This is a genomic window from Paenibacillus sp. JMULE4, assembly GCF_013337105.1.
In the GTDB taxonomy this organism is placed as follows: domain Bacteria; phylum Bacillota; class Bacilli; order Paenibacillales; family NBRC-103111; genus Paenibacillus_G; species Paenibacillus_G naphthalenovorans.
Genome location: NZ_SGWF01000016.1, coordinates 105,601 through 118,982, shown reverse-complemented (window position 1 = coordinate 118,982; position 13,382 = coordinate 105,601). Strand labels below are relative to the sequence as shown.

The window sequence follows — 13,382 nt, the reverse complement described above, 5'->3', positions numbered from 1 at the left end:
CCTAAAGGTTGGTTGGGATTATTGAATTCCGAATAGATTCAGCGGACGGCTTCCTACGTAAGAGACAACGCTTTTGGTTTCCGTATACAAATTCATCGTTTCGAGCGACAGCTCCCGGCCGAAGCCGGATTGTTTGTACCCGCCGAACGGAGTGCCCGGGAATGCGGAGATCGGAGAGTTGACCATGACAATGCCTGCACGCATAGCGGCGGCAACCCGATGGGCTCTTCCATGATCCTTGGTCCAAACCGCGGACCCCAGTCCGAAGATGGAATCATTCGCCTGCTTGATCACATCTTTTTCATCACTGAACTTCATCACGACGACGACCGGACCGAAGATTTCTTCCTGGGCGACTCTCATGTCATTTCGAACATTGCCTATAATCGTCGGCATATACCAATGTCCCTTGTCAAACTCGGGGCCTTCAGGGCGCTTACCGCCATAAAGCACTTCGGCTCCCTCTTCCACAGCCAGCTTCACATAGCCGTCAATGACCTTCTCATGGCTTGCGGAGATAACCGCACCCATATGCACGCCTTCGGCAAACGGGTCACCGACGCGGATTTTCTTTGCCTTTTCAATGAACTTCTCCATGAACTTGTCATAAATGGATTCATGAACGAACAACCGGGAACGGGCTTCACAGGATTGACCTGTATTGTAAAAAATCCCATACAGCGAGCCGTCCACAGCGCCGTCCATATCGCAATCTTCGAATACGATGTTCGGAGATTTGCCGCCCAATTCCAGCGTCACACGTTTCAACGTGACGGACGCGCGGGCCATAATATCTTTACCGGTCTCCGTCTCACCTGTGAATGCGATCTTGTCGATCCCTGGATGCTCGGTCATGTAAGGCCCGATTTCCGAGCCGCTGCCGGTCAGGACATTCACGACACCCTCGGGAACTCCCGCTTCATGGCAAACCTCTGCCAGCACGTACGCGGTTATCGGAGTGAAGCTGGCCGGCTTGAGCACCACCGTACAACCTGCAGCCAGAGCAGGCGCCACTTTCCAGGCCGCCATCATGAACGGATAGTTCCACGGGATGATTTGTCCGCATACCCCGACCGGTTCTTTTACCGTATAGTTAAAAAATCCGTTAGGTACCTGGTTCACTTGACCGCTCTGCGTAATGGCGGCGGCGGCATAAAATTCAAAGTCTTCGATCGCCTGGTTAATCTGCCCTTTGGCGGCGTCTACCGTCTTGCCGCTGTTGAGCACCTCAAGCTGAACCAATTCATTAAATCTGCCGCGCAGAAGGTCGGCGATCTTATTCAGCACTCGTGCGCGTCTGGCCGCAGAAAATTTGGACCACTTGCCGTTCTCGAATGCCTCCCGGGCCGCCGCCACCGCTTTGTCCACATCGGCTTTGGTCGCTTTCGCCACTTTCGCCAGCACTTCTCCCGTCGCGGGATTATGCGTTTCAAATACCTCGCCATTGCTGCTGTCTTCCCACTTGCCGTTAATAAAGAGCGGATAGTATTCTTTCAACATCGTAATCCTCCTCAGAGTTTTTCGATCACCGTGGCGAGTCCTTGTCCTACCCCTATACACATGGTAGCCAAGCCATAGCGGCAATCGGTGCGGGTCATTTCATGCACCATGGTAGTCACGATCCGGGCGCCGCTGCATCCGAGCGGATGCCCTAGAGCGATCGCTCCCCCGTTCACATTGACTTTGCTCATGTCGAGGCCAAGCTCTTTGACACAAGCGACCGATTGGGATGCGAACGCTTCATTGATTTCGATCAGATCCAGCTGGCTCACCGTCAAATTCGCTTTTTTCAGCGCTTTGGTTACGGCGGGTATCGGGCCGATGCCCATGTAGGCCGGATCGACTCCGGATGCCGCCCAGGTCACAATTTTGGCGATTGGGGTCAGGCCCAAGCCTTCCGCGGTTTGCCTTTCCATGATCAGCAGAGCGCTTGCCCCGTCGTTGATGCCTGAAGAATTACCCGCGGTTACGCTTCCATTTACTTTAAAAGCAGGTTTGAGTTGAGCCAGCTTCTCCAGGGTCGTGTCCCCTCTGGGATGTTCATCCGTATCGAACATGACGGTTTGTTTGCCCTGCTTCACCTCGACCGGAACGATCTCGCTCTTAAACCGGCCGCTTTGGATGGCCGCCTGCGCCTTAAGCTGGCTGGATAATGCGAATTCGTCCTGTTCTTCCCGGGAAATGCCATAACGCTCGGCCACATTTTCCGCTGTCTCCCCCAGGCTGACCGGAGGATATTGTTCCGCCAGTTTAGAATTCACCATGCGCCAGCCCAGCGTGGTGTCATACATCGTCTGGTTGCCCCGTTCGCCGCTCAAATTCGGCTTCAGCATGACGTAAGGCGCACGGGACATGCTTTCCGTACCTCCCGCGATAAAGATATCGCCGATGTTCGAATGGATCGCAGCCGCCGCCTGGTTAATCGCTTCCAATCCTGAAGCACACAACCGGTTGACGGTAACGCCCGGCACGGATTCCGGCATCCCCGAGAGCAGGACGGCCATACGGGCTACGTTGCGGTTATCCTCCCCCGCCTGATTCGCACAGCCGAAGAATACATCCTCCACCAAAGAGGGGTCGAGCGGATTTCTCTTGAGCAATTCACGAATCACAATGGCGGCCAGGTCATCCGGACGCACATGTTGCAGCGAGCCGTTATATTTACCGATCGGGGTACGCAAAGCGTCAACAATGACGGCCTCCCTCATACGATCGACTCCTTTGCATCTTGATTGGCATAGACATAAAATCCTCTGCCTGTCTTTTTCCCCAGCCACCCGGCGTGAACGAGCTTACGCAGCAGGGGAGCAGGCCGGTACCGGTCTTCGCCCATATCGCGGTGGAGTCCGGACAACACGGCATAAATGTCATCCAATCCCAGTTCATCCGCCCAAGCCAGCGGCCCCATCGGATAATTCGTACCTTTACGCATCGCCGTATCAATCTCTTCCGCCGAGGAGATTTTCTCCATCAACGCAAACGCGGCTTCGTTCACAATCATCGACAATATGCGGGGGAACACTAATCCGACTTCGTCTTCCACCCACTCGGTTTCTTTACCGATGGCGGTAAAGAAGGCTTCCGCTTGTTTGGCGTACCCGGCATCCGTCTGAAGCGCCGCGCACAGCTCGATCAATTCCGTTTGTTCCAGGTTGGCAAACGCCGCAAACCCTACAAGCCGGGAAGGATGAGACAGCCATGATGCCGCTTGAGTCGCTGTAGCCCCCAGTACCGAGGACAAAATCAGCGTATCGCCGGCAATGTATTTTTCCAAGCTCTGAAGCCCGGCTTTTTTCTCCGCAAGCTCCAGGTTCGATGTTTCTATCACGATATGGAGCGGAATGGAGCGCGTCTTCGCCTCCTGAAGATCAAGGACCTCCACTCCGTTCACGGGACTAAGCTGCTTTCTCAGCGCATCGGCAAGTGAATTGGTGCCTACAACAGCGACGTATTGCCTATCTGTCATACTCGTAGTACCCTCCCCCCGACTTTCTGCCCAGCTGTCCCGACTGTACCATTCTTTGCTGGTAATAATGCGGGCGAAATCGGGCATCGCCGAAAAATCCCTGGTGTAAAGATTCCGTTGTGGCAAAATTAATATCCACGCCGATCATATCCTGCAATTCAAAAGGACCCATACGGAATTTCCCCGCTTTGGTCATAATCCGGTCGATCTGTGCCGGGGATGCCATCTGATCGCCCATAATCCGCAACGCTTCGTTATAGTAAGGGCGTGCAATCCGGTTAACAATGAATCCCGGGGTATCCTTACAGGTGACAGGGCTCTTGTTGATGCTCCGCGCAAAATCTGCAAGACGCTCCATCACGTCCTCTCCGGTCCGCAGTCCGCTGATCACCTCGACGAGCGGCATCAAGGGGGCAGGGTTGAAAAAATGCAATCCCGCAACCCGTTCCGGATGATCCGTGAACCCTGCAATTTCAGTGATGGAGAAGGATGACGTATTCGTAGCCAATATCGTTTCGTTCGGGCAGTGCCGGTCCAAATCCTGAAAAATAGTTTGTTTAATTTCCATGATTTCCGGAGCCGCTTCGATCACGATTTGGCACACCTGCAGATCGGCCAGCTGAACCGTTGTACGAATTCTTGTTTTTACATCATGTGACTCCGACTCGGTCAGCTTGCCTTTTTCGAATAATTTATCAATCTGGGAATAAATGCGTGTTAAGGACCGCGTAACAATCTCCTTGTTGATATCGTACAGCAGAACGCTAAAACCGTTTTGGCTGATGATTTGCGCAATACCGGCGCCCATCGTGCCTGAACCAACCACTCCGACCGTCTGTACCTTCATCGGGCTTTACACCTCGCGTCACCGGGCATCCTCATTTTGCCACCGGATATATTCAAAAGCGCTGCGGCAGTCGTTGCAGTAATATTGCCTGACCAGCTGCGCCGTCCCAAACCGGGATAACAGCACGACATTCGTCGAATTGCAAAAGGAACAATGGGGTTGTTTTTCATCTTTAGACGACATCGGATTCAGCCCTTTGCGCCTGCACACTCCCGATTTGCGACTGAAAGGGAGCCACAAGTCTGACTCCGGGCTTTAGATACCCCTCTTCAATCAAAGCACTGGAATCCTCCAGCCCCTTCAGCCAAGCCTGTACCTCCGGAAATACCTTTTTTATGCTTTCGTCCATTTTGCGCGGGACTGCGCCTTGATCCCTGAGAAGCTGTTCCACCCAGCCTCTGGAATACATAATATGCTCTTTTTGCTCCCTCAACAGCTTGTTGATGCGGTTAACCACATCGGTATGGCGTCCATTCAGCATGGCTTTAAGCACAAGCTCCAGCCCTACATTCACCACATATAAAGAACCGATTAAGTCAATCCAGTTGTCGACGGCAACCACGGATGTAAACGCTTTACCGGTTTGGCGTTCGATCTCCTGTTTCTTGATTCCTTTCAAATCGAACGCCCAGTTGTAAAGCAGTCTCGCATGTCCCAGCTCTCCTTGAGCCATGGCAATGGTAGATAGGGTCGCTTCAAGATCCGGGCCGCTGACTCCGATTTCGACCAACAGATCTCCCAGAATGTATTTATTATCCGCTATCGTTTCGATGGTTTCGATAAATGAGGCCAATCCGGCTGTTTTGTTACTCATATCGCACTGCTCCTTCTTTAACAAGTAGCCCCTCCGGCTGGATGACCCACTTGATGCTGTCTCTGCGAACGACGCACATCTCCACCCAGTCTTCCTCGTCGTAGATATAGCCCGCGTATACTTTGGCCAATTCATCCGTCGGAGCTTCAACCGTTCCAACATGGATCAGGTTGTCTCCTCTCTTGATCCGCGTAAACACTTCATATTCAAATCGGGTCCCTGTTTGGCTCATCGGGCGCTAACCCCCCATTTTTTCATTCTCTCGCGCGCTTCCGGGCTTAAACGGTCCACGGTCCACGGCGGATTCCACACGACATGGATTTGCACTTCCCGCACACCCGGTTCCTGCAGCAGTCTTTTTTTGATATCCGCTTCGATCCACTCCATACAGGCGCAGGAGACGGCCGTGTACGTCATGGTAACGGAGACGACCGCATCCGTTTCTTCTATTTCGTATATAAGCCCCATATCAACGACGCTAACGGGAAATTCGGGATCCATTACCTCTTTCAAAGCTTCCCAATAACGCTTGACCTCCTGCTTTACATCCTGCATGCTACCCCACCTCTTTACGGAGAGCCGCCATCTTGTGGGCGCCTTGCTGGATACGCGATACGAACTCCACATTCTGCGGGCCTCTCTTTTTAAATCGTGCGATGACGCCTTCCCATGTATCCGGTTGATCCAGCAGCCATGTTTTGTTCTCAACATCAAATTTACAGGGAAATGGCACGGTAATCTCGTACTTTTGCATTTGCTCATTCCAGCGGGCCGGTATCTTAACCCCTATCGATTCGCAAAATGGAACGGCGGTAGAAAGCCATTTTTGCCTGAGCTCATCGTTCGATCTGCCTTTGAGCCGATAATCCAGCTGAGCCGATCGGCTCTTCAATTCATCCGCTACACCGAAGAACTCCAGCCCCATCAGGAACATCCAATCCACGGCTTTCTGTACCTGCTTGGCGGTTTCCGGGTTATCCATCGCGGCTCTCATAATAATTTCCCCGTTGCGCAGATGGAACAATTCCTCTTTATCCACCTTGACCAGCGCCCGCTTCCACGGTCCATAGGATGTAAATTCGTACGCATCTCCAAGGAGCGTGTAGCCTGCGCGGTCGAACAACGCATTGAAGACTCCCAGTTCAATCCAGTTGGAAAGCTTGAAGTCGAAAGCATAAGGATTCTTCCATTTATTTGCCGGCCGATCATAAAGCAGCTCGTTCACATCTACGCCAAGGTCCTTTAATAAACGGTAAGCGATATGCGCGTGGCCGATTTCATCCTGCATTATAGCCAGTGCCGTAATTTTGTTATTCAGCGTAGGCGCTTGTTTGTAAACGGTTAACAAAGGAGGAACGCTAAGCAGTTCCGTGTCGCCGACAATCACCAGCGTCTGCTTCAAAGCTTTGAGATATTCCTCATCCATATCTTCTATCCGTTCGACCATGAAGCCCGCATTGACCTTTTCTTTTAACAATGTAGCTTGCTGCATCGCTATCACCTCATTATGTTTTTTTATTTTTCGTTCGTTTAACGTAATAATATAATATACTCTTTTCGCTGTCAAGATCATTTTATCCCATAAAAAAACCCCTTAAATAAGGATTTATTCTTACTTAAGAGGTCTGAAGTTCATAATGCCACACGCCATTTTTCAATATCTTTTTAATACGGTCGTTCATTTCTAAATAATCCAATAAGCCAATGATTTCGGACATGACTGGAGCAAAGACGTGGATATACTTGGTTGGATAATAGCTTTGAGCAAGCTCGTAGGCCGTCGAACCGCCGCTTTGAATCATTTCCCGTATTTTCTCTGCTTTTTGCCCGATTCGCGTTAATCTTCTTTCAATCAGGTCCTTGGGATCGTCAATCAGCTCCCCATGTCCCGGAAATACGGTGTCCGCGTGGAGAGACAAGCATCTGTTTAATGAACGGGTATATTCAACCAAGGTGAATTTCCGGTTTCCTTCCAGGTCAGGCTCAATGAAGGCGTTGCTGGAGATCGTCTTCAGCAGATGATCGCCGGCAAACAACCACTGCCTTTGGGCATCCCAAAAAGCAATGTGATCCGGAGCGTGTCCGGGAACTTCTATCACTTGAACATTTCCCAGATATTCTGAATCGGAAAGCGGAATGATTTCCGCATGGATTTTAAACTGTTCATTCCGCCGGACGGCCTCCTGCAGCTTGAGAATATGCTGATCTCCGGCCGCACCGCAGCCCATAGACCGATATAATTTTTCGAAAAAACGAATGCGCAGCGACAGAAATTCGGGGTCTCTCTTTAGCCGGGGAATCGATTCCCGGTGCGCGTAAACAGGGATTTCCCTCCGTGCGGTTATGCGATTGACCAATCCGATATGGTCCTGATGGTTATGGGTAATCCAAATTTGTGACAGATCGTTTAAGGAATAACCGTTTTGGGACAGCGTCAAATGGAACGCATCCCAGCATTCATCGGAATCCATACCTGCATCGATTAAGGTAAGATTACCGTTTTCTTCCATTAAATACATATTTACGTCTCCAACGTCATACGGCGTTGAAACGGTGATCGGATATACTGTGCACCCGTTTTTTTCTGTTTTATCCACTGGTTACCTTCCCCCTTTACCGTGAAGCTGTGGAGAGCACAGCCCACATTAGTCGGCGGCAACAAATTCGGACAACCGGTGCAGTTTCTCGGCATGCTCCGCTAAATCGCTTGTCGTTCTGGCGATGTCTACAATTCCATCCAGCTGTTCGGATACAATCTTGTGGACCATCTGCATTCGGTCATTGATCATTTGTACGGCCGACGCAATTTCAGCAAGCATATGTGCAATCGATGTTGAAGATTCCTTCGTATCGGCGGACAGTTTGTTGATTTCTTGGGCTACTACGCCCATCGCCTTGCCCTTGTCGCCCAAGTGAGCCGTTTCAATCTTGGTATTGATGCTCAGCAGATGAGTCCGCACCGATACTTCCTTTAACAGGTTGGTGATGCTTTCAATGCCGTCAATATTTTGGCTTAAGCGTACGGTTTGGTCCGCGATTTGCGAAATAATCCGTTCCACTTCGGCAGAGGAGGCGCTGAACTGCTGCGAAGTGGCGGCTAAATGCTGCATGGACGACGACAATCGTTCAGCGGCATGAAATAACTGCTCCTGCTTTTCGCGTGTAATCGCCGTGGATATGCACCCGACAAGGCGGTCCCCGTCATAAACAGGCAGGCCGATCGCAATGGTGGGCACGCCAAACACTTCCCTGGGCACATACCCGATTTGCCGCGTCCCGCTGGTCAGGGTTCGATGGGTAATGCCTCCCGGCTTAATGGGGTCGCCGGCTTTAAGACCTAAAGTAAAGGTTCGGCCAGGAATATACTCCAGAAACTTTTCGGTATCCGATACGCCGATCGTCGTATCTTCCTGCGAAAGAGAATTCCAAAAAGGCGCTATGGCGCAGAAATGGGCTAACAGCTGATTCAAGTACATCCCTCCGATGATGGGCTAACCTATTTTATGGCTGCGGTAAAGCAGCGAAGGCCCTGATGAACACCATCTTCCCCATCGTTCCTCGTCCGGTTAACTGCTCATTCCTAAATATTTGTGCTTTACTTCGTCATTCCGCTTTAAATCATCGGGGGACCCATCGAATACGACTTCCCCTTTACACATCACATATACCCAATCGGCTACATGCAAAGCCATAGATATATTCTGCTCCACCATCAGCATGGAAAGGCCTTCCTGCTTCAAGGCGGAGATAATGTTCTCGACCTCCTGCACCATCAGCGGCGACAAGCCCTCCGACGGTTCATCCAGCAGCAATAGATCGGGATTGGTCATTAACGCACGGCCTATGGTCAGCATTTGCTGCTCGCCCCCGCTGAGGTTTCCTCCCATGGAGGACGCCCGTTCCTTCAGACGGGGAAACAGCTCATAAATCCTGTCTAATGTCCAGCCTCTTCTGGAGCTGTTCCGGGCGGCGATCGTCAGATTTTCCTTTACCGTAAGATTGGGAAACACGCCTCTTCCCTGCGGAACCAATCCGATTCCCAACTGCGCCACCCGGTACGAGGGCAGCTTCTGAATCTCGTTTCCCTGAAACCGGATTTTCCCTTGTCTTGGAGGGGTAAAGCCGATAATAGAGCGGATGGTCGTCGTTTTTCCCATGCCGTTACGTCCCAGCAGCACGGAAAGCGAGCCTTTTTTCACGTTTACGGAAACGCCCTGCAGCACATGGCTGTCTCCGTAATAGGAATGAATATTATCCACCTGAAGCATCTTATGCCCCCTCCTTTCCAAAATAAATTTCATATACTCTGAGATCCGTCTTAATCATCTGAGGATCGCCTTCCAGGAAAATATTCCCGTTATATAGAACCGAAATGCGGTCAGCCAGCCCGAATACAACCTCCATATCATGCTCAATGATCAACAGCGTCAGGTCTCTGGGCATATTTTGCAGCAGCTTCAGAATATGCTGGGTTTCCGTGTTGGACATGCCGGCGGTCGGTTCATCCAACAGCAGTACTTTGGGCTCCGTCGCAATGCCCAGCATAATCTCGACCTGCCTTTGCTCTCCGTAGGAAAGCTTTTTGACCACGGTGTCCTTCCGGTCCGCAAGCCCCCAAGTATCCAAGAGCTGCTCTGCCCGGCTGTACAGCTCCGGAAATTGTCGGGCGGTTCTTTTGCGAAACCAAACATGATGGAGCCCAAACTTCACCTGCAGCACCAGCAGCAGGTTATCCAGCACGGTCAGCTCTTGAAGCAGATTGCTTTTTTGAAAAGTCCTCACCATGCCTTTTCTGACCCGTTGATGGTTGGGTACCCGGGAAATATTCTCATTAAAATAGTAAATATCTCCGCTGGACGCCGCCAAATCTCCGGCAATCATGTTAAACAAGGTCGACTTCCCCGCTCCGTTCGGTCCGATGAAGGCTCGGCGTTCACCCGGTTGAACGGCAAAGGTAATGTCTTTTAATATCTCCAGACCGCCGAATCGCTTGCCGATCCCTTCTACACGCAGCGCATGATCCGCCACGATGGAATGCTCTTCATTTCTCATCCTGAATCACCCCGCTCATCCTGACCTTCAACTCTTTCTCGTTACCCTTCCCCTGATTAACGTTTTTCCGTTCATTCCACAATGACCCGATACTGACAATGCCTTTCGGAATAAAAATAACGAACAGGATGAACGTCATACCGACAATGAGCATCCACATATCCGTATAGGAGCTGACGAACGTTTCCAGGATGACGATAAAAGCCGCCCCCAGCACCGGACCGATCAACGTTCCGACGCCTCCGACCAGCACCATAATCAGAACTTCCCCGGACATCGTCCAATAAATATCTTTTGGAGATATAAATCCGTTGAAAAAGGCATACAGGCTTCCGGCCAACCCGCCTATTCCTCCCGCCAGAATAAAAGAAATGTTTTTATAGATCGTCGTATTGTAGCCCATGACTCTGACCCTGGTTTCGTTCTCCCGGATGCCGACGAAAATTTGGCCCAGTGGGGAATGCAGAATCACGCTCAGACCGATGAAAACGATCAAAAAGATGATCAGGATAAAGAAATAAAACGTGATCGGACTATCCAACAGCCCATTGACCCATAGCGTAGGCTTTGGAATTCCGGATAATCCGTTGTCCCCTTGGGTCAGACTGCCCCAACGATACACGAGCGCATAAAACATTTGTGAAAAAGCGAGGGTAAGCATCAGAAAATAAAATCCGTTGACCCGGTTGCAGAAAAATCCGATCATACCGGCCATCATCAGCGATAAAAGGATTCCCGCAATTAAAGTGACGAATACATTCGAGGTGTAATGGATCGCAATCAGACTGGAGGTATACGCCCCCACACCGAAAAATGCCGCATGTCCGAGCGATACCAGACCGGTATAACCTACCAGGATATTCAGGCTGAGAGCAAAAATGCCCAGAATTAAGATTTCAACCAGAATGCTGAGGAAATAATTGGACATGATAAAAGGGGCAATGCAAAGCGCAACCAAAAGGACTAAGAAGACCACCGGGTTCTTTTTCAATCCAGCCATCAATGCACCTGCTTTCCTAACATTCCGGTAGGTTTTACAACCAGAACGAGAGCCATCAGTCCGAAAATGATGAGCAAGCTCAGCTGCGGAAACAGCACCTTGCCGAAGGTTTCCACTACGCCGACAATCAAGCCGGCAAGCAATGTGCCGGTGATGGACCCCAGTCCCCCGACCACCAGGATCACCAGCGCAAGGATCAGCACTTCAAATTCCATTCCCAGATAGAGCCCCAGCACCGGACCTGCGGCCACACCGCCGAGTCCGGCCAGAAGTCCTCCGATGGCAAAGACGACGGAGAACACGATTTTGATGTTAATGCCCAGCCCGCTTACCATCTCGCGGTTGCTTAAGCCGGCACGAATAATGGCTCCCCATCTGGTTTTTTCCTGCAGGTACCACATGACGGCGGCAACCAGCAGACCAAAGCCCATAATCAGTATGCGGTATAGAGGAAAGGTTTGACCGAACAGCTCTACGGACCCGCTTAACCAAGGGGGAAGCGTCAAGGATTTGACATTGGCGCCCCAGATTAAACGAACCACATCGTGAAGAATGTAGGCTACTCCGAAGGTCAGAAGCACTTGCGACAAGTGCCCTAATTTATAAGTGGGGCGCAGCAGGCAAATTTCAAGCAGGAAACTGATAACGGCGACAAAAATGGGAGCCAGAAGCAGCGCATACATAAAGTTGGGAGCAATATGCTGAGTAATGCTAAGGGCCAGATAGGCCCCTATCATGTAAAGAGAACCATGGGCCAAATTCAAAACGCCCATTATTCCGAAGATTAACGACAAACCGATGGTTATCATAAAAAGGAGCAGACCATATGACAAACCGTTGACTAACTGTATAGCTATAATATCCAAGACCATCCCTCTCCTTCATGGTGCGGGGCTATCAAGGCCTTCCCGTCATTTCCCTGGATCTTTAATTTCCCCGATCTCTTCAACAACCTTGTTCTCTGTCTTGCCGTTTTGAATTTCTGTTTTGATCAGGTACAACTTTTGAATCACATGATGCGTCTCCGGATCGAATTGGATCGGTCCGCGAGGACTTGTAAATTGAACCTTGCCGATCGCTTGAGACAATTTTTGCTTATCGGACGTATCTCCGTTCAAGCTTTTCAAGGCTTCGACAATGACGCGTGCGGCGTCATAGCCTTCAACCGATTCGATGCTCGGACGCGCATTGTACTTCTTCTCATAGGCTGCAACGAACGCTTTGTTCTCCGGCGTATCCAGATGATAATCCCAGAACATGGTGCTGGTGATGCCTTCCGGGGAATTGCCTTGTTCAGGGCGAATGTCCTCCGCATTTAACCATCCGGAGCCGATCAGCGGAATTTGTCCTTTCAGGCCGTACTGCTCATACTGTTTGACAAATCGCACGGCGTCGGCGCCGGCGAAGAAAGCATACACGGCTTCCGGTTTTTTGCCTTTGATCTGCGTTAAGTAAGAAGCATAGTCATTCGAGCCCAGAGGCGGATACACTTCACCGACAATCTCGCCGCCGGCAGCCGTAAACGCTTCTTTGAAGGCGCCTGCCACCTCTTTGCCGAAGGCGTAGTCGGCAGCGGTTACATAAATCTTTTTGGCAATGTGATCATAGGCGTATTTCCCCATCGAGTTCCCGATTTGCCAGGAGCTGAACGATGAACGCCAAATGTAGTCGCTGCGTTTGGTTCTCGTCAAATCGTTGCCGCCGGCGTGAGATACGAGAAACGGCAGCTTTTTGCTGTCCACTTCATCGCGCAAGGCGTAAGCGACAGCCGTACTTACAGGACCGGTCAAAATATCGATATTGTCTTTTTCCATCAGCTTGCGTAATTTACGAAGCGCCCCCTGAGGATCGTTCTCTTCATCTTCTTTAATGAGCGTGATTTTTCTGCCTGCAGCTTCCCAGTTCACGCTTTCAAAATAAAGCTCCATGCCTCGGGTCAAATTCTCACCCAGAGAAGCGTAGACACCGGAGTAAGGCAAAATGGCTCCTACTTTTACAGGGTCCTTACCATTTGCAGTGGGAGTTGAAGCGTCGCCTGTACCGGGACTGTTACTTGGGGTTGTTGTTCCCGCCGACTGGCCACAGGCCGTAACGAATACCAAACATAAAGCCAAAACGATCAATAAACTCCCTTTTACTTTTTTCATCCTTGATCACCCCTATATATTTTTATAACTATGGAACACGGAGGGAAAAAGATTTT

Annotated in this window: 16 protein-coding genes; all 16 read right to left on the bottom strand. The window is 50.7% G+C overall.

What is annotated here, in order from left to right:
* Positions 1 to 18 precede the first annotated feature (18 nt).
* Positions 19 to 1,500, bottom strand: a complete 1,482-nt coding sequence (locus tag EXW96_RS17845) for an aldehyde dehydrogenase family protein (protein WP_062409559.1) — start codon at positions 1,498 to 1,500, stop codon at positions 19 to 21.
* Positions 1,501 to 1,511: 11 nt separating this feature from the next.
* Positions 1,512 to 2,708 (bottom strand): thiolase family protein, encoded by a 1,197-nt coding sequence (locus tag EXW96_RS17840; protein WP_062409560.1) that lies wholly within the window; start codon positions 2,706 to 2,708, stop codon positions 1,512 to 1,514.
* A complete protein-coding gene (locus EXW96_RS17835; protein WP_062409561.1) occupies positions 2,705 to 3,466 on the bottom strand; it encodes a 3-hydroxyacyl-CoA dehydrogenase family protein in 762 nt (253 codons plus the stop codon). The genes EXW96_RS17840 and EXW96_RS17835 overlap by 4 nt, the downstream gene beginning before the upstream one ends.
* Positions 3,456 to 4,313: a 3-hydroxyacyl-CoA dehydrogenase NAD-binding domain-containing protein gene (locus EXW96_RS17830; protein ID WP_062409562.1), complete on the bottom strand. Its 858-nt coding sequence runs from the start codon at positions 4,311 to 4,313 to the stop codon at positions 3,456 to 3,458. The genes EXW96_RS17835 and EXW96_RS17830 overlap by 11 nt, the downstream gene beginning before the upstream one ends.
* A gap of 18 nt (positions 4,314 to 4,331) precedes the next feature.
* Positions 4,332 to 4,496, bottom strand: coding sequence for a PaaD-like zinc ribbon domain-containing protein (locus EXW96_RS17825; protein WP_171005986.1), 165 nt, complete (start codon positions 4,494 to 4,496; stop codon positions 4,332 to 4,334).
* A complete protein-coding gene (locus tag EXW96_RS17820) occupies positions 4,486 to 5,127 on the bottom strand; it encodes a Phenylacetic acid catabolic protein (protein WP_054817429.1) in 642 nt (213 codons plus the stop codon). The genes EXW96_RS17825 and EXW96_RS17820 overlap by 11 nt, the downstream gene beginning before the upstream one ends.
* The gene (locus tag EXW96_RS17815; protein WP_054817428.1) at positions 5,120 to 5,359 is read right to left on the bottom strand and encodes a hypothetical protein; all 240 of its coding nucleotides are present in this window, start codon (positions 5,357 to 5,359) and stop codon (positions 5,120 to 5,122) included. Before EXW96_RS17815 ends, EXW96_RS17820 begins: the two co-directional genes overlap by 8 nt.
* Entirely contained in the window at positions 5,356 to 5,682 is a 327-nt protein-coding gene (locus EXW96_RS17810) for a metal-sulfur cluster assembly factor (protein WP_062409563.1), read from the bottom strand. Before EXW96_RS17810 ends, EXW96_RS17815 begins: the two co-directional genes overlap by 4 nt.
* Position 5,683: 1 nt before the next feature.
* Positions 5,684 to 6,619 carry a Phenylacetic acid catabolic protein gene (locus EXW96_RS17805; RefSeq protein WP_054817427.1) on the bottom strand — a complete coding sequence of 312 codons (936 nt, stop codon included), beginning with the start codon at positions 6,617 to 6,619 and terminating at the stop codon, positions 5,684 to 5,686.
* Between the two features lie 124 nt (positions 6,620 to 6,743).
* Positions 6,744 to 7,724, bottom strand: a complete 981-nt coding sequence (locus tag EXW96_RS17800) for an MBL fold metallo-hydrolase (RefSeq protein ID WP_309225139.1) — start codon at positions 7,722 to 7,724, stop codon at positions 6,744 to 6,746.
* Positions 7,725 to 7,772: 48 nt separating this feature from the next.
* Positions 7,773 to 8,597 (bottom strand): methyl-accepting chemotaxis protein, encoded by an 825-nt coding sequence (locus EXW96_RS17795; RefSeq protein WP_062409565.1) that lies wholly within the window; start codon positions 8,595 to 8,597, stop codon positions 7,773 to 7,775.
* Between the two features lie 96 nt (positions 8,598 to 8,693).
* Positions 8,694 to 9,395: an ABC transporter ATP-binding protein gene (locus tag EXW96_RS17790; protein ID WP_074729491.1), complete on the bottom strand. Its 702-nt coding sequence runs from the start codon at positions 9,393 to 9,395 to the stop codon at positions 8,694 to 8,696.
* Between the two features lies 1 nt (position 9,396).
* Positions 9,397 to 10,179 (bottom strand): ABC transporter ATP-binding protein, encoded by a 783-nt coding sequence (locus EXW96_RS17785; RefSeq protein ID WP_074729490.1) that lies wholly within the window; start codon positions 10,177 to 10,179, stop codon positions 9,397 to 9,399.
* Positions 10,169 to 11,179 carry a branched-chain amino acid ABC transporter permease gene (locus EXW96_RS17780; RefSeq protein WP_174351088.1) on the bottom strand — a complete coding sequence of 337 codons (1,011 nt, stop codon included), beginning with the start codon at positions 11,177 to 11,179 and terminating at the stop codon, positions 10,169 to 10,171. The genes EXW96_RS17785 and EXW96_RS17780 overlap by 11 nt, the downstream gene beginning before the upstream one ends.
* Complete coding sequence (locus EXW96_RS17775; RefSeq protein ID WP_054817466.1) at positions 11,179 to 12,045, bottom strand: branched-chain amino acid ABC transporter permease; 867 nt, start codon at positions 12,043 to 12,045, stop codon at positions 11,179 to 11,181. Before EXW96_RS17775 ends, EXW96_RS17780 begins: the two co-directional genes overlap by 1 nt.
* Before the next feature lie 45 nt (positions 12,046 to 12,090).
* A complete protein-coding gene (locus EXW96_RS17770) occupies positions 12,091 to 13,326 on the bottom strand; it encodes an ABC transporter substrate-binding protein (protein WP_074729489.1) in 1,236 nt (411 codons plus the stop codon).
* Positions 13,327 to 13,382 lie beyond the last annotated feature (56 nt).

What these genes read in the sequence shown, in the direction of transcription:
- EXW96_RS17790 (WP_074729491.1), bottom strand. Translation starts at nt 9,395, where the DNA reads ATGCTTCAGGTGGATAATATTCATTCCTATTACGGAGACAGCCATGTG.
- EXW96_RS17785 (WP_074729490.1), bottom strand. Translation starts at nt 10,179, where the DNA reads ATGAGAAATGAAGAGCATTCCATCGTGGCGGATCATGCGCTGCGTGTA.
- EXW96_RS17820 (WP_054817429.1), bottom strand. Translation starts at nt 5,127, where the DNA reads ATGAGTAACAAAACAGCCGGATTGGCCTCATTTATCGAAACCATCGAA.
- EXW96_RS17835 (WP_062409561.1), bottom strand. Translation starts at nt 3,466, where the DNA reads ATGACAGATAGGCAATACGTCGCTGTTGTAGGCACCAATTCACTTGCC.
- EXW96_RS17770 (WP_074729489.1), bottom strand. Translation starts at nt 13,326, where the DNA reads ATGAAAAAAGTAAAAGGGAGTTTATTGATCGTTTTGGCTTTATGTTTG.
- EXW96_RS17810 (WP_062409563.1), bottom strand. Translation starts at nt 5,682, where the DNA reads ATGCAGGATGTAAAGCAGGAGGTCAAGCGTTATTGGGAAGCTTTGAAA.
- EXW96_RS17830 (WP_062409562.1), bottom strand. Translation starts at nt 4,313, where the DNA reads ATGAAGGTACAGACGGTCGGAGTGGTTGGTTCAGGCACGATGGGCGCC.
- EXW96_RS17815 (WP_054817428.1), bottom strand. Translation starts at nt 5,359, where the DNA reads ATGAGCCAAACAGGGACCCGATTTGAATATGAAGTGTTTACGCGGATC.
- EXW96_RS17840 (WP_062409560.1), bottom strand. Translation starts at nt 2,708, where the DNA reads ATGAGGGAGGCCGTCATTGTTGACGCTTTGCGTACCCCGATCGGTAAA.
- EXW96_RS17825 (WP_171005986.1), bottom strand. Translation starts at nt 4,496, where the DNA reads ATGTCGTCTAAAGATGAAAAACAACCCCATTGTTCCTTTTGCAATTCG.
- EXW96_RS17845 (WP_062409559.1), bottom strand. Translation starts at nt 1,500, where the DNA reads ATGTTGAAAGAATACTATCCGCTCTTTATTAACGGCAAGTGGGAAGAC.
- EXW96_RS17780 (WP_174351088.1), bottom strand. Translation starts at nt 11,179, where the DNA reads ATGGCTGGATTGAAAAAGAACCCGGTGGTCTTCTTAGTCCTTTTGGTT.
- EXW96_RS17805 (WP_054817427.1), bottom strand. Translation starts at nt 6,619, where the DNA reads ATGCAGCAAGCTACATTGTTAAAAGAAAAGGTCAATGCGGGCTTCATG.